Here is a 20,576-nt window from a genome sequence, read left to right as displayed (position 1 = left end):
CCCAGGTCCCATCCCCCGAGGAGCCGTCCGTGGGCGCACCCCCCAGCCCCGCTGCCGATCGTGCCCTGTCCCGACCCCGTCGCCGCGGGCTGGCCGCGTTGGCGGCTCTGGTCGCGCTGGCCGCCGTCGGCACCCTGGCCCTGCTCGACATCCGCCCCCCGACACCCCGCCCCACGGACGCACCGGCCGAGGAGTTCAGCGCCGGTCGGGCGTACGCCCATCTGGCTGTCGTCGCCGGTGGGCCGCATGTCGCCGGCAGCCCGGCCAACGACGAGGTCCGCGCCTACCTGGAGGCCGAACTCCGCAAACTGGGCCTGACTCCGGAGGTACAGGACACCGTCGCCGAGGAGGCCGGTCAGCTCAGCGGAGCGGCCGCCGGCGCCACCCTGGCCCGGGTCCGCAACGTGGTGGCCCGGCTACCCGGCACCGACCCGACCGGCACGGTGTTCCTGGTGGCCCACTACGACGCCGTGCAGACCGGGCCGGGCGGCAACGACAACGGGGCCGGGGTGGCCGCCATCCTGGAGGTGGCCCGGGCGCTGACCAACGGACCGGCCCCGCGCAACGAGGTCGTCTTCGTGCTCACCGACGCGGAGGAGGCCTGCCTGTGCGGGGCCTCCGCCTTCGCCGCCGACCATCGGCTGGCCGCCGAGAAGGGGGTGGTGCTCAACCTGGAGGCGCGGGGCCGCACCGGGCCGGTGATCATGTTCGAGACCTCGCCGCGGAACGCCGCACTGGTGGAGGTCTTCGGTCGGGCCGCGCCGCATCCCGTCGGCACCTCCTTCGCCGTGGAGGTCTACCGCGCCCTGCCCAACGACACCGACTTCACGGCCTTCCTGGACCACGGTTTCGTCGGGCTGAACTCGGCCTATCTGGACGGGGGCGCGATCTACCACACCCCGCTGGACACCCCCGCGTCGATGGACCGGGCCAGCCTCCAGCACCACGGCGCCAACACCCTAGCCATGGCCCGCGAATTCGGTCGGATCGACCTGACCGACCTGGACGCCGGACACGACGCCACCTACTTCCCGATCCCCGGCGGCCTGGCCCGCTACCCCGGGCCGCTGGTGCTGCCGCTGGCCCTGCTGGCGCTGGCCGGGGTGATCGTGCTGGCCTGGCTGGCCCGGCGTCGAGGTCGGGTCACCGGGAGCCGGCTGGCAGCCGGGTTCGGGCTGGCGCTGGTGCCGATCGTGGTAGCCCCGCTGGGCGCGCAGTTGCTCTGGGCCGCGATCACCGCCATCCGGCCCGGCTACGCGATGCTGCTCGACCCGTACCGGCCGACCTGGTATCGACTGGCGGTGCTGGCGCTGGCCGCCGCCGTGCTGTTCACCTGGTACGCCCTGACCCGTCGACGGGTCGGTCCCGCCGCCCTGGCCATCGGTGGACTGGGCTGGCTGGCCCTGCTCGGCGTACTGCTCGCGGTGCTGGTGCCCGGTGGGGCGTACCTGGCGACCCTGCCCGCCCTGGCCGGCGCCCTGGCCGGGCTGGTCGCGGTGGCCGCCCGCATCGAGGGCCCGGTACCGGTCATCGCGGTGACCCTGGCCGGCGCGGTCGCCGTGGTCGTCCTGCTGCCCGTGGTGGTGCTGCTGTTCCCGGCGCTGGGCATGACCATGGGGGGTGTCGCGGCACTGTTCGCGGTCCTGCTCGGCCTGGCCGCCCTGCCGGTGGTGGACCTGCTGCACCCCGAGGCCGGCGGCCAGCGGGGCCTGGTGGCCCTGCGGGCCCGGCGGCTCGGCGCGCTGCCCGCCGGGGCCGCCACCCTGGCCGCGATCGTGCTCGCCGGGGTCGGGCTGGCCGTCGACCGGTTCGACGCCGCGCACCCCACCCCCACCCACCTGATGTACGCCCTGGACGCCGACACCGGACAGGCCCGCTGGCTCAGCCGCGAAACCGACCCCCAACCCTGGACCGCACAGTACGTCGAGGGGCCGGTCTCCATCGCGGACGACTTCCCCGGCCTGGCCCACACCGACCTGCTGGGCGGCCCGGCGCAGGCGGCCCCACTGCCCGCACCCCGGCTGGAGGTGCTGGCCGACACCAGCACGGCCGGGCAGCGCACCCTGCGCCTGCGGCTGACCCCCCAACGACAGGTACGCCTGGCCACCCTGCATGTGGACACCTCCACGGCCACGGTTCGCAGCGCCACGGTGGCCGGCCGGCCGGTGCCGATCGAGACACGCGAGGGCCGGTGGGGCTTCGGGGTGGTCTTCCACGCCCCGCCCCCGGAGGGCATCGAGATCACTCTGACCGTAGAACCCCGGGCGGCACAGGTCTCCCTGCGCGCCCAAGACGTCAGCGACGGCCTGGACCAGATCCCCGGCTTCCGCCCCCGCCCACCCCACGTAGGCGTGGTCGGCTCCCACACCTCCGAAATGCTCGCCGTAGCCCGCACCTACCCCCTCTAGCCCTCGCCCTCCCTCCCCCGCGATCTTGCACTTTTGGTCTCCGCAAAGCGGACATACTCCGCAGAAAGGCGACCGAAAGTGCAAGATCGGCGGGGTGGGGTGGGAGAGGCGGGGAGGGTGGGGGTCTTACTTCCAGCGGAAGTGGACGAAGAGGCGGCCGAAGTTCTTGGAGTCCTTCTCTACCCGGTGGTAGAGCTGCTTGACGTCCTTCTGGTCCAGGAAACGCAGCACCCGCTTCTTGAGCTGGCCGGAGCCCTTGCCGGGGATGATCTCGACCAGGGTGGCCTTCTTCGCGACCGCCTCGTCCATGATCCCGCGCAGCGCCCGGTCGATGTCGTGACCCTTGTTGAAGATGTCGTGCAGGTCCAGCTTCAGCTTCATGGCGCGTCCACCGTCCGGTCGGCTCCCATGTGCCCATGGTAGGCAGGGTGGTTGCCGGGGCCGGAGGCGCCGAAGGGGCAGCCCGGGTGGGCTGCCCCTTCGAGGGTTCCGATGGTCAGCGGGCGCTGGTCCCCAGCCGGGTCTCGACCCGGCGCAGGGCGGTCCGGTAGTCGTCGTTGGCGCCGTGCATGGCCGCTGCGATGCGCAGGTGGCGCAGCGCGTCGGAGTGCCGGTTCAGTCGCTCCAGGGTCCGGCCCAGGACGTGGTGGGCGTAGTGGTCGCTGGGGTTGCGGTCGACCAGTTCCCGCAGGTGCTCCTCGGCGCGACCGAGCTGGGCGGACTGGAAGTACGCCCGGGCCAGCAGTTGCCGTACGGCGGCGTTGTCCGGCTCGGCCTCGATGATCGGTTCGAGCAGCCGGGCCGCCCCGGTGGGGTCGCCCGACTCGAAGAACAGATTCGCCCGTCGGTACTCGGCCAGAAGATCCATCTTGACCACCCTCTCCCGTCGCAGCGCTGTTCTGACGCTCGCACAACAACGGCCGGACCGCGACTGTTCCCGCGTGCTCCTCCCGCCCCGCGCAGGCAGCGGTGTTAAGCAGGGGCCCTTCCTCTACACGAGGCGTTAATAAGGTGCCCTTCCTTTCACCGGAGCTTGAGGTCCCAGGCGCGGACCCCGCCGACTATGCCGGCGCTGTTGGGTACCACGACCACGTCGTCGCCCATCCGGGCGAGCTGTTCCGGGCGGATCAGTCGGGAGTTGCCGCCGCCCAGGTAGAGCCGGTCCCAGCGGAACACCGGGCGCAGCCCGTCCACCACCTGGCGGATCCGTCGGGACCAGAAGGCGTCGCCCAGCCGACGGCGTTCCGGTTCGCCGATGTAGGTGTCGTAGGTGGTGCCCCAGCGCACCGGGGCGTGGGACAGCTCCAGGTGCGGGGCGAGCACCCCGCCGTCGAACAGGGCGCTGCCCAGCCCGGTGCCCAGGGTCAGCACCAGCTCGCAGCCGGTGCCGGCGACCACCCCGGCACCGTGCACCTCGGCGTCGTTGAGCACCAGGGTCGGCAGCCCGAAGGCATCGGCAAGGGCGCTGCGGGCGTCGTACCCGGACCATTCGGCGAGCAGGGCCGGGTCCACCCGGGTACGCGGGCCGGAGCGGGTCACGTAGTGCGGGGTGGCCACCACCACCCCGTGCCGGATCATGCCCGGCATCCCGACCGTCACCCGGTCCGCCGAGGGCAGCCGGGCGCCCAGCTCCAGCAGGGTCTTGACGAACAGTTCTGGAGGCAGGGGGTACGGCGTGGGTACCCGCAGCGGCTGCGCCCGCATGGTGCCCGCGCTGTCCAGGACGGATGCCTTGATCCCACCGCCACCGCAGTCGATCGCCAGAGTGGTCTGCACGACCTGAGTCTGCCTCGTGCCGCTCGGCCGGCACGAGGAACCAGGGGGTGGTTAATCCGCAGACCGCCGACGGGTACGCGGGTAGGCTCGGCTCCTTGTGAGCGCCACGCTGATCGTCAAGGACCTTGCCGCCGGCCACGGGGACCGGACCCTGTTCACCGGGTTGGACCTGGTGGTGGCCCCGGGGGACGTGATCGGCCTGGTCGGGCCGAACGGGGCAGGCAAGTCGACCCTGCTGCGTACCCTCGCCGGGTTGTTGCCGGTGGAGGGCGGCAGCGTCACGGTGAGCCCGCCCGGCGCGAGCATCGGGCATCTGCCCCAGGAGCCGGAGCGGCGACCCGGCGAGACGGTACGGGCCTTCCTGGCCCGGCGTACCGGGGTGACCGGCGCGCAGGCCGCCCTAGACGCGGCGACCGAGGCCCTGACGGCCGGTAGGCCGGGGGCGGACGACGCCTACGCGGACGCCCTGGAGCGCTGGCTCGGACTGGGCGGGGCGGATCTGGACGAGCGGGCCGAGGAGGTGGCGGCCGAGTTGGGCCTCGCCGTCGACCTGGATCAGGAGATGACCGGCCTCTCCGGTGGGCAGGCGGCCCGCGCCGGGCTGGCCTCACTGCTGCTCAGCCGGTACGACGTGTTCCTGCTCGACGAGCCCACCAACGACCTGGACCTGGCTGGCCTGCACCGGTTGGAGCAGTTCGTCACCGGGTTGCGGGCCGGCACGGTGCTGGTCAGCCATGACCGGGAGTTCCTGTCCCGGACGGTTACCCGGGTGCTGGAGTTGGACCTGCACCAGCAGCAGGTGAACCAGTTCGGGGGCGGGTACGGGGCTTACCTGGAGGAGCGGGAGGTGGCGCGCCGCCAGGCACGCGCCGAGTTCGAGGAGTACGCCGACAACCTGGCGGGTCTGGAGGCACGGGCCCGGACCCAGCGGTCGTGGATGGAGAAGGGGGTCCGTAACGCCCGGCGCAAGGCCACCGACAACGACAAACTCGGTCGGAAGTTCCGCTCCGAGGCCAGCGAGAAGCAGGCCGCCAAGGCCCGGCAGACGGAGCGGCTGATCGAACGGCTGGAGGTGGTCGAGGAGCCCCGCAAGGAGTGGGAACTGCGGATGGAGATTGCCGCCGCACCCCGCGCCGGCGCCGTGGTGGCCACCCTCCGAGACGCCGTGGTACGCCGAGGCGAGTTCACCCTGGGCCCGGTGAACCTGCAGATCGACTGGGCCGACCGGGTGGCGGTGACCGGGGCGAACGGGTCCGGCAAGTCGACCCTGCTGGGTGCCCTGCTCGGCCGGCTGCCGCTGGCCTGCGGACAGGCCGCTCTGGGCCCGGGGGTGGTGGTCGGCGAGGTGGACCAGGCCCGGGGGCTGTTCCTCGGGGACGCGCCACTGTTGGACGCCTTCCGGGCGGCCGTACCGGATCTGTCCCCCGCCGATGCCCGGACCCTGCTGGCCAAGTTCGGGCTGCGGGCCCAGCATGTGTTGCGTCCGGCCGCGACCCTGTCCCCCGGGGAGCGGACCCGGGCCGCCTTGGCGTTGTTGCAGGGGCGGGGGGTCAACCTGCTGGTGCTGGACGAGCCGACCAACCATCTGGATCTGCCGGCCATCGAGCAGTTGGAGTCGGCCCTGGACAGCTACCCGGGCACCTTGCTGCTGGTGACCCACGATCGGCGGATGCTCGACGCGGTACGCCTGGACCGCCGGCTGGAGGTTACCGCCGGGCGGATCGTGGAGTCCTGACCCGAGGCGCCGGGCATCTTCTGGGATAACCGACGCATACCGGGCAGCTATCCGGGTAACGGGCCGCCGGAGGTGGCCTGGATGGTGGCACTGGCACGCACTGCGCCCTCGGGCGAGCGGCTACGGGCGGTGGACGAGTTCCTCACCGAGGCGTGGACGGACCAGGTCCGGCACGACGATCGGCTGCGCCCGCTGGGAGTCGAGGTCCGCTTCGACCGGGGGGTCGCCCACCTGACCGGGGAGGTGGCGGACCCGGCCCAACTACGGCTGGTACGCGACCAGGTGGGCCGCCTGGCCGGGGTCTTCGGCATCTGGTGCCGGGTACGGGTGGGCGGGCGCGACCCGGTGGTGGTGGACCTGGGGTGCGGGGCCACCAAGCAGTGGCCGGGCAATCTGGGGTTGGACATCTTCCCGGCGCCCGGGGTGGATGCGGTGGCCGACCTGTCGGGTTCCCTCCCGCTGGCCGACGACTCCGTGGACGTGCTGTTCGCGGTGCACATCCTGGAGCACCTGATCGACTTCCTGCCGCTGCTGGACGAGTGCCACCGGGTGCTCCGCCCCGGCGGGGTCCTGCATGTGATGAGCCCCTGGTGGGGGCATGTGAACGCGGTCGCCGACCCCACCCATGTGCGACTGCTGGACGTACAGACGATCAAGGGGGTCTGCCTGATGCGCCCACCGGGCACCCCCCGGTGGTATCCGCTGCACGCCGGCACGGACGGCGCCTCCATCTTCGCGGACCTGACCCCCCTGGGACCCGACGACCCCGCCCCCTCCCCCGCCCATCTGGCCCGCTTCTTCGACTAGCCGCCACCTGGCGCAATCCCCGGGAGCTCAGGCTCCCGGGGATTCGTCTGTTTCAGCACCGGTCATCAATATTTCCCGCGAGTAACACCGAGTCGCCGAAGTATTGATCGACACTGATGGGACCGGTGACTCGCCGGTAACCCCCACCGCCCCCACCCCCAGCGGAGGTTCCCCCAGTGCCCAGACGACTCGCCACCCTCCTCGCCTCGGGCGTATTCGCGCTGCTCACCGTGGTCGCCGCCGCCTCCCCGGCGGCCGCTGCCGTGACCCCGGCACAGAAGCTGTCCGTGCTGTCCAGTTGGACGCAGACCAGCGCCAGCAGCTACAACGCCTGGAACTCGGCCCGGCAGAACCGTGCCGCCTGGGCGGAGTACAAGTTCGACTGGTCCACGGACTACTGCTCGTCCAGCCCGGACAACCCCCTCGGATTCAAGTTCTCCAACGCCTGCTTCCGGCACGACTTCGGCTACCGCAACTACAAGGCGGTCGGCCAGTTCAGCGCCAACAAGTCCCGCCTGGACAGCGCCTTCTACGAGGACCTGAAGCGGGTCTGCGCCACCTACAACTCCGTTGTCCGCCCGGCCTGCACCAGCCTCGCCTGGACCTACTACCAGGCTGTTTCCGTCTTCGGCTCGGTTGCCGCGGTGTCCCAGGCCGACATCGACCGGGCCGCCCGGATGAAGGCCGAAGCCGAGCGATACGCCCGATCCTGACCACCGCAGCCACTGTGGGCCCGGCCGACCACGGTCGCCGGGCCCGCAGTGGGGCGGCGCCCGCGAACAGGTCAGTCGGCGGTGGCAGCGGACTGACAGGGCCCGCTACGACACCCCTCGGCCGCGAACCGGTCCGAGTCGGCCGCCAGGTCGGGATGTTCGACACCGAGGGCCAGCGCCACCGCCTCGTCCAAGCCCAGCTCGGCGCCTTCGCCGTACGCCTCGTCGAAGGCGGTGTCGCCGAGGATCCGACGCAGCGCGGCCTGCTCTTGCATCCAGTAGGCGTCATAGATGCCGGGGGTGGACCGCAGGGTCGCCCGGGTCACCTGGGCCGCACCGAACAGCCGGGCCGCGGTCAGCGGCGCACCCCCGACAGCACACCGTACGGCGATGGCGTTCAGGGTGTCGCAGGCGCGGCCGTGGAAGCCGTGGTGCATCCGGGACCGCAACGCCGCCAGCAGGTGCTCGTGCGCCGCCACCAGGTCACCCCGGGCCAAGGCGACCATGCCGAGCAGCATGTCCACCGAGCGACGCCCCCGCTCGACCGGCCGGGCCGCCTCGACCGGCCGGGCCGCCCCGAGCAGTTCCGCCGCCTCGTCCAGCTCACCCCGCAGCCACAGCAACTCGGCCAGCCGGAACACCGCGAACAAGGCCTCGGAGTCCACCCCCTGGTCGTGCGCCCAGTCGATGACCTCCCGACAGATCCGCTCCGCCTCGGCGAACTGTCCCAGGTCGACCAGCGGCGCGGCCCGCCCGGCGAGCACCCGGGCCAGCAGGCCGACATCACCGGCCTGCCGGGCAGCGGCCTCCGCCCGCTGCGAGTACCGCAGTTCCTCGGCGTACTCGCCGTCGGCGCCGGCATGCAGCGAATGCAGGTGGTACGCCGCTGCCAGCTCTCCCTCCGGGACCACCTCGCCGGTCTCCGCCAGTCGGCCGTACAGGCGGAACAGCCAGAGTCGGCCCTCCCGCGCCAGCCCCCGCTCGCGCCACCACTGTTCCAGGCCACCGGCCAACCGCAGCCCGATCCGGGCGCTGCCCCCGGTGGCGCACCACCGCAGGGCGGCCCGCACCTCCCCGGCCAGGGGATCCAGCGCGTACAACGACAGGGTCACCGGCTCCCCGTCCGGGCCCAGATGGGCCTGTTCGAGGGCGTGCGCGGACCACGCCACATGCCGGTTGCGGGCGTCCCGCTCCTCCCCGGCCTCGGCCAGTCGCCGGGCCGCGTACGCCCGGATCGGATCCAGCATCCGGTAGGTGTAGCCCGAGGCGTGCGGCTCGGCCAGGACCAGGGACTTGTCCACCAGCACCGAGAGGGGGTCCAGTGGATCGTCGCCGAGCAGCCACTCCACCGTCTCCAGGTCGACCGGACCGGCGAACACCGCCAACCAGCGCAGCAGCCGCGCGGCCCGCGGGCCCAGGGTCCGGTACGACCAGGTGACGGTGGCCTGCATGGTCAGGTGCCGTTCGGCCGCCGTACGCACCGACAGCTCCGGCTGCTCGTCGCCGGTCGACCCGCCCGAAGATCGCGGAGTGTCGGCGGTCGAGGGTTGGGGTGGGTCGTCCCGACCGGCGTCCAGGGTGCCGAGCACGTCGTCCAGGCGTTCGGCGAGCTGCCCTACCGAGAGCACCCGTAGCCGCGCCGCAGCCAGCTCTATGGCCAACGGCAGGCCGTCCAACCGCCGTACCACCCGACGCAGGTCGGCGGACTCGGCCGGATCGGGCTGTCGACCTCCCCGGGCCGCCGCCGTACGGTCCAGCAGCAGGGCGACCGCGTCGCTCTCGGAACCGTCCGCGGGCGGGTCGACCGACAGCGGCGGGATCCGCCACACCAGCTCGCCGGGCAGGGCCAGGGGTTCTCGGGTGGTGGCCAGCACCCGCACCCCACTGCCACCGGCCAGCAGCCGGGTGACCGCGTCCGCGCAGGCCGACGGCTGGGCGTCGCAGGTGTCCAGCACGATCAACATCCGGCGGTTGGCCGCGTACTCCACCAGGGTGTCGATCATCGGGCGTCCGGGCTCGGGACGCAGCCCGAGCACCGCGGCGATCGCGAAGGCCACCAGCCCCGAGTCGGTGACCGAGGCGATGTCGACGAACCAGACCCCGTCCGGGTACTCATCGACCAGGTCGGTGGCGACCTCCACGGCCAGCCGGGTCTTACCGCCACCACCGGCACCCAGCACGGTGACCAGCCGATGCCGCACCACAAGCTCACGGAGGTCGGCGCGCTCAGCCTGCCGGCCGACGAAGGAGGTCACCTGGACGGGCAGGTTGTGGGCCTCGGCGTCGGCGGTACGCGGCCGGGGAAACTGCCGCTCCAGTCCGGGCGCGACGAGTTGGAAGAGGCGTTCCCGGTCGTCGAACCCCCGCAACCGGTGCAGCCCGAGGTCCAGCAGGGATGCCCCGGTCGGCAACGGGTCGGCGTGCCGGGCGGTCGCCGCCGAGCAGAGCACCTGTCCACCGTGCGCGGCGGCGGCCACCCGCGCGGCCCGATGCACCTCCGGACTGGCGTACTCGCCGTCGCGCGGCTCGGCCCAACCGGTGTGCAGGCCCATCCGCACCCGGGGCGCCGACTCCGGGGTCGGCCACTCGTGCTCCCGAAGGGCACGTTGGGCGGTCAGGCAGGCGGTGATGGCCGCGCTGGCGTCGTCGAAGGCCAGGAAGAAGGAATCGCCCTCGGTCAGCAGCTCCGCCCCCTCGGTGGCGGCGATGGTCCGGCGCAGCAGCCGACGGTGTTCGGCGAGCACCGGCCGGTAGCCCGGGCCGAGCAGCTGCGCCAGCCGGGTGGAGCCCTCGATGTCGGTGAAGACGAAAGTCACCCAGCCGGCCGGGAGGTGGATCCTTGACGACACCCGCGCGACACCTCCCCCTGGCCTCGACCCCATACTCCACGAAGCCGAATCGTCACGCATCGCGAGAACGGCCGGTCGAGGCTCCGCCCCAAGGTGCCATCAGACCCCGCATCCGGGCAAGACGGCCGTCAGCCTTTCCCGCAGAACGGCCTAACAGCCGCAGCCACCGCCGCAACATCCACCCCCGGACGCCGGAGCAGCACCGGTGGCACCGGCGCCGCGGCCGGTGACCGCGACAGTGGAGAGCAGCTTGACTGTGTCGGAGTGCCCCTGGGGGCAGGACGCCGGCTCACCGGCCCGGGCCATCGGACGGTTGACCTCGAAGGTGTCGCCGCAGGCGCGGCAACGGAACTCGTACCGGGGCATGGCATCAGGGTACGACCGAACCTGGCGCCCGCGAAAACATGGGTGATACTCGACAGGTGGCAGACGGCGACCAGAACACCCCCCACCGCCCCCTACGGTCGGCCACTCCGCGTGCCGACTCCGATGTCGCGCCGGAGGGCCGGATCAGCAGGCTGCCCCGACCTCGCCGGCCCTGGCTGCGCTCCACCGAGCCGACCGGGAAGTCCCGGTCGGGCCTCAAGGGCGATCCCGCACCCGAGGCCGCCGGCGAACGCTCGCCGACCGAGCCGGCGGCCGGAACCGACAAGTCCGGAAGCGACACCCCGCCGACCGGCAAGACCGACCCCGCAACCGGCACCCCAGCGACCGGCAAAGCCGAGTCCGGAGGCGATGCCCCACCGACCAGTAAGGGCGACTCCGCGAGCGAAACCCCAGCGACCGGTAAGACCGAGTCCGGAAGTGACAGCCCAGCGACCGGTAAGGCCGGGGAGGCCACGGCATCGGCGTCGTCCACGCCGGACTCGGCGGCACCGGTCGCCCGACGCCGTCGGTCCCGCTTCGCGCACGCCGTACGGGTGCCGGGTCCTCGGGCGGCGGCTCGGGCTACCCGGGATTGGTCGAAGCGGCCGAGTGGGCGGCTGACCCTGCCCGGGGTGTTCCTCCTGGCGCTGGTGGCCGCGACCGCCACGGCCGGCGCGATGCTGGTACCGGCGACCATCGGCGGCCCGTCGCCGGCCGCCGCCACCGACGGGCCCGGGGCGGATGGTGCACCTCCCTCGTCCGAGGTGGCGCCTCCGCCCGGTGCCCTTCCGCCCCTGGCCACCCTGCCCCCCGGCATGACCCCGCCGAACGCGCCGGGCACGGCGGCGCCGCCCGGTGCCGGGCCGGTCGGTGGGCGCCCCTCCGACGCCCTGGCCGGTTGGGCCCGGGAGGTCGGCGCCAAGGCCGGCATCGACCCGGTCGCCATGCAGGCGTACGGCTATGCCGAACTGGTCCTCGCCCAGACCAACCGCAGCTGCGGTCTGAGCTGGACGACCCTGGCCGCGATCGGCTTCGTCGAATCCCGGCACGGGCAGGCCAACAACGCCCGCCTGGGGGCGGACGGTCGGGCCATCCCGGAGATCATCGGCCTGCCGTTGGACGGGCAGGGCGGCCGGATGCGGATCGCCGACACCGACCGTGGTGCACTGGACGGGGACACCACCTACGACCGGGCGATCGGACCGATGCAGTTCATCCCGACCACCTGGCAGGAGGTGGGCGCGGATGCCGACAACGACGGCCGCAAGGACCCGCACAACATCCATGACGCCGCGCTGGCCGCCGGGGTCTACCTGTGCCGGGGCAATCGCAACCTGACGATCCCAGGGGACTGGTGGAACGCCATCCTGTCGTACAACAACGTCCGGCCATACGCGCAAGATGTCTTCAACACCGCCAACCGGTACGGACAGGCCAGCCGCACTTAAATTGATCGTTTCCACACATTGGAGAACTGGACACTTCCCCCAGGCTGCACTTGACGGCAAGCTAGACGGGTGATGGTGCGCGAGTGGGACCCCAGGAACGCGTCGTCCGCCGAGATCGCATCGCTGCTGGAGACGCTCAACGCGATCTTGGCGACCGATCTCCCGCAGGATCCGCCATGGCGTGAGACCTGTCTACGGGAGTATCTCGCCGAGGTGATGCCGGGCGAGCGGCGGATTTCCTGGGTGGCTCAGGCCGAGCCGGCCGCAGACGGCACCCCCGGGCCGATCCTGGGGCATGTGCACGTGCTGCTGCTCGGCAGCATCGGCGTACTCGAAGTGCTGGTGCATCCCTCCCTGCGGCGCCGCGGGCTCGGCCGGGACCTGGTGCTACGCGCGGCCCGTCGGGTCTACCAGGAGGGCTTCGAGTCGATCGGGGTGGAGGTCGTCGGCGGCACCCCGGCCATCGCCTTCTACGAGTCCCTGGGCTTCGCCCGGGAGTACGTCGAGACCCGCAGCGTGCTCGATCTGAACGAGGTCGACTGGGCCGAGTTGGCCCAGATGTCCACCGGCCTCGGGGCGGGCTATGACGTCCAGTTCCACCCGGGTGGTCCACCGGACGAACTGATCGAGGCGTACGCGCGGGCCAAGGCCGAGATCCGGGATGTCGAGGACGGCGAGCTGCGGCCGAGTTCGTACGACCCCCAGCGGCTACGCGACAGCCTGGACTGCCTGCACCGACGGGGCATGCAGCCGTACATCGTGCTCGCCCTGCACGAGCAGACCGGGGAGGTGGCCGGGTTGACCGAGGTGGTGGTGCCGGCCCAGCATCCCACCCGCGCCGACCAGTACGACACCATCGTGGTGCAGGATCACCGTGGCTACGGCATCGACCGGGCGATCAAGGCTCGGATGCTGCTGGAGTTGCGCTCGGCCGAGCCGCAACTGGAGGAGGTCCAGACCTGGAACGCCCAGGCCAACGAGGCGATGCTCAAGGTCAACGCCGAGCTGGGCTACCGGCCGGACCGCGAGTGGTGTGAGTACAGCGTGGACGTCGCCGAGCTGGTGCACCGCCTGGACGCCTCCCGCTGAGCCCGGGGCTCAGTAACGCTGGCGGAGCAGTTCGGCGGCCTCGACGGCCCAGTAGGTGAGGATGATCTGGGCGCCCGCGCGCCGGATCGAGGTCAGGGTCTCCAGCATCACCTGCTCGCGGTCGATCCAGCCGTTCGCGGCGGCTGCCTCGACCATCGCGTACTCCCCGGAGACCTGGTAGGCGGCGACCGGGACCTGCACCGCGGCCCGGACCGCCGAGACCACGTCCAGGTAGGGCAGGGCCGGCTTGACCATCACCATGTCGGCGCCCTCGGCCACATCCAGCTCGACCTCACGCAGCGACTCGCGCAGGTTGGCCGGATCCTGCTGGTAGGTGCGCCGGTCCCCCTCCAGCGACGACTCGACCGCCTCCCGAAAGGGGCCGTAGAACGCCGAGGCGTACTTGACCGCATAGGCCAACACCGAAACGTCGGTGTACCCGGCCGCGTCCAGGGCCCGGCGTACCGCGCCGACCTGGCCGTCCATCATCCCGGAGGGCCCGACAACCGACACCCCGGCGGCGGCCTGGGCGACCGCCATCTCGGCGTACGCGGCCAGGGTGGCGTCGTTGTCCACCGAGCCGTCGGGGGCGAGCACCCCACAGTGCCCGTGCGAGGTGAACTCGTCCAGGCACAGGTCGCTCATCACCACGGTCGCGTCGCCGACCTCGGAGACCACGTCCCGGATGGCCACGTTGAGGATGCCGTTGGGGTCGATGCCGCCGGCCCCGCACTCGTCACGCGCCGCCGGCACCCCGAAGAGCATGATCCCGCCGACCCCGGCCTGGACCGCCTCCGCCGCGGCCTTGCGCAGGGAGTCCCGGGTGTGCTGGAGCACACCCGGCAGCGAGCCGATCGGGCGGGGCTCGGTCAGCCCCTCCTTGACGAACATCGGTACGACCAGCTCGGCCGGGGCGGGACGGGTCTCCGCGACCAGCCGCCGCACGGCTGCGTTGCGACGCAGCCGGCGGGGCCGGTGCTCGGGGTACGGCATGGCGGCTCTCCTAAACGGCTACCGGAACCTCAGCGCGGTCGGCCCCTGCACCTTCGAACCACGGCGCTGCTTCGCCGGCATGGCGGCGAGCTTCTCCCGCAGCTCGACGGCGTAGCCGGCGAGCGCTTCCACCAGGTCGGGCACGGAGGCGTGCGGCGGCTGGACGTCGACCCGCAGGCCGAACTCCGTGGCGGTCTCCGCGGTCTTGGGCCCGATCACTGCGACAACGGTACGCGCGTGCGGCTTGCCGGCGATACCGACGAGATTGCGCACCGTCGAGCTTGACGTGAAGAGCACGGCGTCGAATCCACCGGACTTGATGGCGTCCCGGATCTCGGCGGGCGGCGGGGCGGCCCGGACCGTACGGTAGGCGGTCACGTCGTCGACCTCCCAGCCACGCTCGGTGAGCCCGGCGGCGAGGGTCTCCGTGGCGATGTCGGCGCGGGGCAGCAGCACCCGGCCGACCGGGTCGAGCACCTCGTCGTGCGGCGAGAACTCGGCCAGCAGCCCCTCGGAGGACTGTTCCCCGGTGGGGATCAGTTCCGGCTGGATGCCGAAGGCGCGGACCGCCTCGGCGGTGGCCTCACCGATGCAGGCGATCTTCACGCCGCCGAAGTGCCGGGCGTCCAGGCCGTGCTCGGCGAACTTCTCCCAGACCGCGCGTACCGCGTTGACCGAAGTGAAGATCACCCAGGCGTACCGGCCGTCGACCAGGCCCTTGACCGCCCGCTCCATCTGAGCCGGGGTACGCGGCGGCTCCACCGCGATGGTCGGCACCTCACACGGGATGGCGCCGTACGCCCGCAGCCGGGCACTCATCACCCCGGCCTGCTCCTTGGTCCGGGGAACCAGCACCTTCCAGCCGTACAGCGGGCGGTTCTCCCACCAGCTGAGCTTGTCCCGCTGGCTGACCCCGTCGCCCACGGTCAGCACCACCCGGCCGGTGAAGCCGAGTGCCGCCGCGACGAACGAGTCGACCGTCGAGGTGGTGGTGTACTGGGTCTCCCCGGTGCCGTCACCGGTGACTCCCACCGCGGTGGTGCCGTCCACCCCGGCGGCCAGCAGCCCGTCCCGGATCGCGGCCAGGTCACCGGCGTCCACGGCGAGCGCCAGCGAGCCGCGCTGCACCGCCGAGGCCAGCGCGTCGAAGTCCAGGGTGCTGACGTCCTCCACGTCGGCCGTGGTGCGTACGCCGGGCAGGGGCACCCCGGCGTAGGTGGACACCCCCTCGGCCTGGCTGACCCCGGGCACCACCTCGAAGTGGGCGGCGGTACGGGCGACCGCCTGCACCTCCTTGACCACGGAGTCGTGGCCGAAGGGGTCGCCGGCCACGAGGTGCACCGCGTTCTGCCCGGCGCGGGCGGCCGAGATGAGCACCTTCGCCACGTCACCCGGCACCCCTTCGGCCGGGGTGAACTCGGTCTCGGCCTTGGCCTCGGCCCGGACCACGTCGAGCAACGACTCGGGGACTCCCCGGTCGTACACCACCTGATCGGCGTCGACCAGGGCGTCGTGCGCCCGGCGGGTCAGCAGGCCCGGGTCGCCGGGTCCAGCCCCGACGAACGCGATACGGCCTACGGGCTTACGGGTGCGGGTCATTCTGTGCTCCCAAATTGCTGGGTCCCCGGGCCGTTGGGTCCTTGCGGGCCGAGGATCGAGTCGGCGCCGAGGTCGAGGAGTTCGGCGGCGAGTGCCTTACCGATCTCCGTGGCTTCGGCGAGCGTTCCGGTGCGGGACAGCCGGATGTCGCGGACGCCGTCCGGGCTGATCACCGCCCCGCGCAGGTAGATCTCCTGGACAACATCACCGTCGTCACCGGAGCCGGTGGGCTCACCTTCGGCGACGACGGCGTAGGCGGCGACCGGGGCGGAGCACCCGGCCTCCAGGGTGGCCAGCATCGCCCGCTCCGCAGTGACAGCGGCGCGTGACGGTGCGTGGTCAAGCGTACCTAGCAGTTCGAGCATCTCCGGGTCGTCGACACGGCACTCCACCGCCAGCGCACCCTGGGCGGGAGCCGGCAGCATCAACATCGGGTCGAGGGTCTCGCTGACGGCGTCGAGCCGACCGATTCGGGCCAGCCCCGCCCGAGCCAGGACGATCGCGTCCAGGTCGCTCTCCGGGTCGAGCACCCGAGCCAGCCGGCTGTCGATGTTGCCGCGGATGGGGGTGACCGACAGTTGCAGGCCCAGGGCGTGCAACTGGGCGATCCGGCGCAGCGCCCCGGTGCCGATCCGGGCACCGGGGGCGAGTTCGGCCAGCGTCTTCCCGTCGCGGGCGACGAGCGCGTCACGCGGATCCTCGCGCGGGGGCACCGCGGCGATGTGCAGCTCGGCCGGCATCGCGGTCGGCAGGTCCTTGTACGAGTGGACCGCGAAGTCGATCTCTCCGGCGACCAGGGCGTCGCGCAGCGCGGAGACGAACACCCCGACCCCGAGGCGCTGCACCGGCGCGGTGGACCGGTCACCTGCGGTGATCACCTCGACCAGCTCCACCGGGCGTCCGGTGCGGGCGGTCAGGGCCTCGGCGATGTGTCCGGACTGGGCCATCGCCAGTTTGCTGCCCCGGGTGCCGAGACGCAGCGGGTCACTGGTTTTCCGCCGGCTCATCGTTCACCTCCGTTGGTTGGGGCGATGTCGGGGACCGTGTCCACCGGGGAGGTCTGGGGTACTTCCAGGTCGAACAGTTCGCGCAGCAGGGCGGCGTACTGGTCACCGCCGGGCTCGGCGGCGAGCTGACGGACCCGTACGGTCGGCTGGTGCAGCAGCCGCTGCACCACCCGGTGCACCGTGCGGGCCACCTCGGCGCGCTGGTCGTCGGTGAGGTCGGGACGGCGCTGGGCCAGCCGGCGCAGTTCGGCGCTGACCACGTCCTCGGCCCGGCCACGCAGGGCGGCCACGGTGGGGGCCACGTCCGCGCCGCGCAGCCAGGTCAGGAAGGATTCGACCTCGGCGGCCACGATCCGTTCGACCGCGGCCGCGTCCGTGGCGGCCGGGCCGTCGGCGAGCAGCGCGCCCATCCGGTCGATGTCGATCACCTCGACGCCGGGCAGCTCGGCCACCCCGGGCCCGACGTCCCGGGGTACGGCCAGGTCCAGCAGGACCAGGGGCCCGCGTCCGGGGGCCCGACCAGCCACCGCACCGGCGACGATCTCCCGGGTGAGGACCGGCTCCGTGGCCGCGGTGGCGGCCACTACGATGTCCACTGTGGAAAGCGTGTCGGCCAGCTCGGCCATCGGTCGTGCGGTGGCGCCGTACGACTCGGCCAGCCGTACCGCCCGCTCGGCGCTGCGGTTGGTCACCGTCAACGGGCCGGCAGCGAGCCGGGACAGCGTCGCCACCCCCAGCGAGCCCATCGCCCCCGCTCCGACGATGAGCGCGGGTCGACCGGCGAGTTCGTCGCCGAGATGACCGGCGGCCAGTCCCAGGGCGGCGGTGACCACGCTCTGCCCGGCCCGGTCGATGCCGGTCTCGGAGTGGGCCCGCTTGCCCACCCGCAGGGCCTGCTGCATCAGCTCGTGCAGCAGCCGACCGGCGGTGTCCGCGTTGGTGGCACCGTGATAGGCGTCCCGGAGCTGGCCGAGGATCTGCGCCTCGCCGACCACCATCGAGTCCAGCCCGGCGGCGACCCGGAAGACGTGGTCGACCGCGGCGGAGTCGAAGTGCACGTAGAGGTTGTTGGCCAGCGCGGACGGCTGGCAGTCGGCCTGCTCGGCCAGGACGGCGCAGATGTCGCCGAGGCCACCGTGGAAACCGGAGACCGCCGCGTAGACCTCCACCCGGTTGCAGGTGGAGACCAGCACGGCCTCGCTGACGTACGGCTGGGCGACCAGGCGGCCCAGGATGCGGGTGAGGTCCTCCGGGGCGACCGCCAGCCGCTCCAGGGTGGCGACCGGCGCGGTGCGGTAGGAGGCACCCACGACGAGAAGCTTCACGTTCCGATCGCCTCCTGGCCCTCGGTGACCGCGAGACCACCGGGCAGGGCGGTCAGGGCGGATCCCCCCGTGCGGGGCAGACCGGTCAAGGACGCCTTGCGGTGCTCGTGGAACGACAGAATCTGCAGCTCGATGGCGAGGTCGACCTTGCGCACGTCGACCCCGTCCGGCACCGAGAGTACGCAGGGTGCGAAGTTCAGGATGCTGGTCACGCCGACGGCGACGAGTTGGTCGGCGACCCGCTGGGCGGCCGACGCGGGGGTGGCGATGACCCCGATCGCGATCGACTCCTCGGCCGCCACCCGGGGCAGTTCCTCGATGTGCCGGACGACCATCCCGTGGATCTCCTCGCCGACCCGACCCGGATCGGCGTCGAACAGGGCGGCGATCCGGAAGCCACGGCTGGCGAAGCCGTCGTAGCCGGCCAGGGCGTGACCGAGATTACCCACCCCGACCAGGGCGACCGCCCGACGTTGGGTGAGCCCGAGCACGTACTCGATCTGCTCGATCAGCAGGGCCACGTCGTAGCCGACCCCACGGGTGCCGTACGAGCCCAGGTGGGACAGGTCCTTGCGGAGCTTGGCGGAGTTGACCCCGGCGGCGTTGGCGAGCCCCTCACTGGAGACGGTCTCGTTACCGGTTTCAGCCAGGTTGTGCAGGGCACGAAGGTACTCGGGGAGCCGTGCGACCGTCGCCTCGGGAAGATCCGGAAGCGCCGGTACGGCACCGGCGCGGCCGGGCGCGCCAGGGTGACGGTGCTGACTCATGAGACTCCGTGCGGTGCGATCCTTGACCAACTCCACGGGCCGGCCGTTTGGGACTCCCGCTGGCGACCGGAGTTGCCGGCTGTGCTAGCAGGGCGCGTCGGAATTACAGAGTAGGCGCTTGTGAAGACGTGCACAAATCGCGATCTTGCTGCTCCGCCCCCCGTCCCCACCAGCCCCTCCGCCCAACAAGATCGACGCTCGCTCCCGCTTCCCGGGAACACCTGCGCGATTATCCCTCAATCCCGACTTCTCTGACCAATTACACGCGCCCCATCGGCCCAACCCAATTTGTTGATCATGTAGTTGTCGCCGTACGGAATTCATGATCAGCTCGCCGGGGCGGCCAGGGTGGTGGCGAGGGTCACCGCCTCGGTCAGGGTCTCGGCCACCGGATGACCGGAAGCGATCAGGCGGGAGCGGTCCGTGAAGCCGCCGGAATAGAGCACCGCACGGCCCCCGACGGCGAGAGCCGCGTCGGCGTCGTCGAGCGAGTCGCCGATCAGCACCACCGAGCGGCCGTCGACGCCGAGTTCGGCCAGGTGCCGCACCAGGGACTCGGCCTTACGGTCGCCGCCGACCGTGGCCCGCAGGCCGTCCACCCGGGCGAACCGGCCGGTCAGGCCGTAGGTCTGCACCGTCGGCACCAGCTCGTCGTGAAACCACATGGACAGCAGGGACTGACTGCCCGGCCAGGCCGCCATCGCGTCCACCGCGTCGTGGGCGAGGGCACAGCTGGTCAGACCCCGCCGGTACGCCTCATGGAAGATCCGGTCCAGTCGGCCGAAGGCCTCGTCGTCCACCGCCCTACCGAGCACCTCGGCGTAGTAGTCGGCGATCGGTCGACGAAACCGGACCCGGTGCTCCTCCGCGGTCACCGTCGGCCCGCCCTCGCGGGTGAAGACGGTATTGGTGCAGGCCACCACGAGACTCAGATCGTCCAGCAGGGTCCCGTTCCAGTCCCAGACCAGGTGGGGGTGCGAAGGGGTCATCGCCGCACTCTATCGGCGCTCCCCCTCGTCGGGCCCCCGTCAGAGCTGCGGCGTGGTCAGGTCACGCAGCAACCGTTCCTCCTCGACCCGCCAGTAACCGTGCTCCTTGCCGTCGAGCAGCACCACCGGCAGCCGGTCGCCGTACTCGCGCTCCAGCTCGATGTCACCGCTGACGTCCCGCTCGGTCCACTGGTCGCCGGTGACCGCGACCACCCGGTCCAGCGCTGCTTTGGCGTCCTCACACAGGTGACAGCCGGGGCGGGTGATCAGCATCAGGCGGGGCTCAGGCATCGGTCTCCTCCGTCGTGCCGGGGTGATGTCGGCTGCTCGGTCCGACCTCGGTCGGGCACGCCAACCTCGCCAGGTTACGCGCGCGGCCGGCGATCGGTCCCCGGGTGCACTCATCGACCCGGTTGCCGCAAGCGCGACAGTCCCGTTGACGGAACCTGTGAACGTCACCGAGGGTACGCGCAGCGGCGTCGAGCTCACCCGGACCAGGAAGGCCGACCGGCCCTACCCAACCCCCGCGGTAACGCCTGGCGGCACCCTCCACCATCGACCTGACCTGCACAACTGCTTCAGATCAGGTGGACCGGCGATTGTCAACCACACTCGACGGACAACCGGTCCGGCAGGGGTGCGACACGTCGGGAAATACTTTGGCCCTGTGTAACGGACTTGCCACGCGCGGGTGACGTTGGCCCT

Annotated in this window: 18 protein-coding genes; 6 read left to right on the top strand and 12 right to left on the bottom strand. The window is 72.0% G+C overall.

Annotated features, from left to right (window positions below):
- The first annotated feature begins 29 nt into the window (after window positions 1-29).
- On the top strand, window positions 30-2,408 hold the full coding sequence (locus tag ABZ795_RS13195; protein WP_357530452.1) for a M28 family peptidase: 2,379 nt from the start codon (window positions 30-32) through the stop codon (window positions 2,406-2,408).
- A gap of 126 nt (window positions 2,409-2,534) precedes the next feature.
- Here ABZ795_RS13195 and ABZ795_RS13190 read toward each other — a convergent pair whose 3' ends face one another.
- The 3 genes from ABZ795_RS13190 to ABZ795_RS13180 all read right to left on the bottom strand — a co-directional run bounded on the left by ABZ795_RS13190 (window position 2,535) and on the right by ABZ795_RS13180 (window position 4,184).
- Window positions 2,535-2,789: a Smr/MutS family protein gene (locus ABZ795_RS13190; RefSeq protein ID WP_013736060.1), complete on the bottom strand. Its 255-nt coding sequence runs from the start codon at window positions 2,787-2,789 to the stop codon at window positions 2,535-2,537.
- A 115-nt stretch (window positions 2,790-2,904) separates the two neighbouring features.
- Window positions 2,905-3,276 (bottom strand): tetratricopeptide repeat protein, encoded by a 372-nt coding sequence (locus ABZ795_RS13185; RefSeq protein WP_327023961.1) that lies wholly within the window; start codon window positions 3,274-3,276, stop codon window positions 2,905-2,907.
- A gap of 155 nt (window positions 3,277-3,431) precedes the next feature.
- On the bottom strand, window positions 3,432-4,184 hold the full coding sequence (locus tag ABZ795_RS13180; RefSeq protein ID WP_327023960.1) for an ROK family protein: 753 nt from the start codon (window positions 4,182-4,184) through the stop codon (window positions 3,432-3,434).
- Window positions 4,185-4,281: 97 nt separating this feature from the next.
- Here ABZ795_RS13180 and ABZ795_RS13175 point away from each other — a divergent pair, with 97 nt between their 5' ends.
- The 3 genes from ABZ795_RS13175 to ABZ795_RS13165 all read left to right on the top strand — a co-directional run bounded on the left by ABZ795_RS13175 (window position 4,282) and on the right by ABZ795_RS13165 (window position 7,439).
- Window positions 4,282-5,919, top strand: a complete 1,638-nt coding sequence (locus ABZ795_RS13175) for an ABC-F family ATP-binding cassette domain-containing protein (RefSeq protein ID WP_357530451.1) — start codon at window positions 4,282-4,284, stop codon at window positions 5,917-5,919.
- A gap of 81 nt (window positions 5,920-6,000) precedes the next feature.
- Window positions 6,001-6,726 (top strand): methyltransferase domain-containing protein, encoded by a 726-nt coding sequence (locus ABZ795_RS13170; RefSeq protein WP_357530450.1) that lies wholly within the window; start codon window positions 6,001-6,003, stop codon window positions 6,724-6,726.
- Between the two features lie 176 nt (window positions 6,727-6,902).
- Entirely contained in the window at window positions 6,903-7,439 is a 537-nt protein-coding gene (locus ABZ795_RS13165) for a phospholipase (protein WP_327023956.1), read from the top strand.
- 71 nt (window positions 7,440-7,510) lie between these two features.
- Here the strand turns inward: ABZ795_RS13165 and ABZ795_RS13160 are convergent, their stop codons facing one another.
- Together ABZ795_RS13160 and ABZ795_RS13155 are read right to left on the bottom strand one after the other, a co-directional pair.
- Complete coding sequence (locus tag ABZ795_RS13160; RefSeq protein WP_357530449.1) at window positions 7,511-10,288, bottom strand: NB-ARC domain-containing protein; 2,778 nt, start codon at window positions 10,286-10,288, stop codon at window positions 7,511-7,513.
- A gap of 150 nt (window positions 10,289-10,438) precedes the next feature.
- Complete coding sequence (locus tag ABZ795_RS13155) at window positions 10,439-10,654, bottom strand: zinc ribbon domain-containing protein (RefSeq protein WP_327023954.1); 216 nt, start codon at window positions 10,652-10,654, stop codon at window positions 10,439-10,441.
- Between the two features lie 38 nt (window positions 10,655-10,692).
- On the opposite strand from ABZ795_RS13155, the gene ABZ795_RS13150 reads away from it, so the two are divergent.
- Together ABZ795_RS13150 and ABZ795_RS13145 are read left to right on the top strand one after the other, a co-directional pair.
- The gene (locus ABZ795_RS13150) at window positions 10,693-12,102 is read left to right on the top strand and encodes a lytic murein transglycosylase (protein ID WP_357530448.1); all 1,410 of its coding nucleotides are present in this window, start codon (window positions 10,693-10,695) and stop codon (window positions 12,100-12,102) included.
- Between the two features lie 72 nt (window positions 12,103-12,174).
- Window positions 12,175-13,191: a GNAT family N-acetyltransferase gene (locus ABZ795_RS13145; RefSeq protein ID WP_357530483.1), complete on the top strand. Its 1,017-nt coding sequence runs from the start codon at window positions 12,175-12,177 to the stop codon at window positions 13,189-13,191.
- A 9-nt stretch (window positions 13,192-13,200) separates the two neighbouring features.
- Here the strand turns inward: ABZ795_RS13145 and hemB are convergent, their stop codons facing one another.
- The 7 genes from hemB to ABZ795_RS13110 form a co-directional block, all read right to left on the bottom strand.
- Window positions 13,201-14,184, bottom strand: coding sequence for a porphobilinogen synthase (gene hemB, locus ABZ795_RS13140; protein ID WP_357530447.1), 984 nt, complete (start codon window positions 14,182-14,184; stop codon window positions 13,201-13,203).
- A gap of 18 nt (window positions 14,185-14,202) precedes the next feature.
- Entirely contained in the window at window positions 14,203-15,783 is a 1,581-nt protein-coding gene (locus tag ABZ795_RS13135) for a uroporphyrinogen-III synthase (RefSeq protein WP_327023951.1), read from the bottom strand.
- Entirely contained in the window at window positions 15,780-16,790 is a 1,011-nt protein-coding gene (gene hemC, locus ABZ795_RS13130) for a hydroxymethylbilane synthase (RefSeq protein WP_327023950.1), read from the bottom strand. Before hemC ends, ABZ795_RS13135 begins: the two co-directional genes overlap by 4 nt.
- Complete coding sequence (locus ABZ795_RS13125) at window positions 16,787-18,115, bottom strand: glutamyl-tRNA reductase (protein ID WP_357530446.1); 1,329 nt, start codon at window positions 18,113-18,115, stop codon at window positions 16,787-16,789. Before ABZ795_RS13125 ends, hemC begins: the two co-directional genes overlap by 4 nt.
- On the bottom strand, window positions 18,112-18,882 hold the full coding sequence (locus ABZ795_RS13120; protein ID WP_357530445.1) for a redox-sensing transcriptional repressor Rex: 771 nt from the start codon (window positions 18,880-18,882) through the stop codon (window positions 18,112-18,114). Before ABZ795_RS13120 ends, ABZ795_RS13125 begins: the two co-directional genes overlap by 4 nt.
- A gap of 326 nt (window positions 18,883-19,208) precedes the next feature.
- Window positions 19,209-19,871: an HAD hydrolase-like protein gene (locus ABZ795_RS13115; protein WP_327023947.1), complete on the bottom strand. Its 663-nt coding sequence runs from the start codon at window positions 19,869-19,871 to the stop codon at window positions 19,209-19,211.
- 39 nt (window positions 19,872-19,910) lie between these two features.
- Window positions 19,911-20,162, bottom strand: coding sequence for a glutaredoxin family protein (locus tag ABZ795_RS13110; RefSeq protein ID WP_327023946.1), 252 nt, complete (start codon window positions 20,160-20,162; stop codon window positions 19,911-19,913).
- Window positions 20,163-20,576 lie beyond the last annotated feature (414 nt).

The sequence above is a fragment of the Micromonospora sp. NPDC047134 genome (assembly GCF_040643455.1).
In the GTDB taxonomy this organism is placed as follows: Bacteria; Actinomycetota; Actinomycetes; order Mycobacteriales; family Micromonosporaceae; genus Micromonospora.
Note: the sequence above shows the minus strand (reverse complement) of the source record. Positions and strands in the feature narration are given on the sequence as shown.

What these genes read in the sequence shown, in the direction of transcription:
- ABZ795_RS13150 (WP_357530448.1), top strand. Translation starts at nt 10,693, where the DNA reads ATGGGTGATACTCGACAGGTGGCAGACGGCGACCAGAACACCCCCCAC.
- ABZ795_RS13135 (WP_327023951.1), bottom strand. Translation starts at nt 15,783, where the DNA reads ATGACCCGCACCCGTAAGCCCGTAGGCCGTATCGCGTTCGTCGGGGCT.
- ABZ795_RS13170 (WP_357530450.1), top strand. Translation starts at nt 6,001, where the DNA reads ATGGTGGCACTGGCACGCACTGCGCCCTCGGGCGAGCGGCTACGGGCG.
- ABZ795_RS13145 (WP_357530483.1), top strand. Translation starts at nt 12,175, where the DNA reads ATGGTGCGCGAGTGGGACCCCAGGAACGCGTCGTCCGCCGAGATCGCA.
- ABZ795_RS13155 (WP_327023954.1), bottom strand. Translation starts at nt 10,654, where the DNA reads ATGCCCCGGTACGAGTTCCGTTGCCGCGCCTGCGGCGACACCTTCGAG.
- ABZ795_RS13185 (WP_327023961.1), bottom strand. Translation starts at nt 3,276, where the DNA reads ATGGATCTTCTGGCCGAGTACCGACGGGCGAATCTGTTCTTCGAGTCG.
- hemB (WP_357530447.1), bottom strand. Translation starts at nt 14,184, where the DNA reads ATGCCGTACCCCGAGCACCGGCCCCGCCGGCTGCGTCGCAACGCAGCC.
- ABZ795_RS13115 (WP_327023947.1), bottom strand. Translation starts at nt 19,871, where the DNA reads ATGACCCCTTCGCACCCCCACCTGGTCTGGGACTGGAACGGGACCCTG.
- hemC (WP_327023950.1), bottom strand. Translation starts at nt 16,790, where the DNA reads ATGAGCCGGCGGAAAACCAGTGACCCGCTGCGTCTCGGCACCCGGGGC.
- ABZ795_RS13190 (WP_013736060.1), bottom strand. Translation starts at nt 2,789, where the DNA reads ATGAAGCTGAAGCTGGACCTGCACGACATCTTCAACAAGGGTCACGAC.
- ABZ795_RS13120 (WP_357530445.1), bottom strand. Translation starts at nt 18,882, where the DNA reads ATGAGTCAGCACCGTCACCCTGGCGCGCCCGGCCGCGCCGGTGCCGTA.
- ABZ795_RS13110 (WP_327023946.1), bottom strand. Translation starts at nt 20,162, where the DNA reads ATGCCTGAGCCCCGCCTGATGCTGATCACCCGCCCCGGCTGTCACCTG.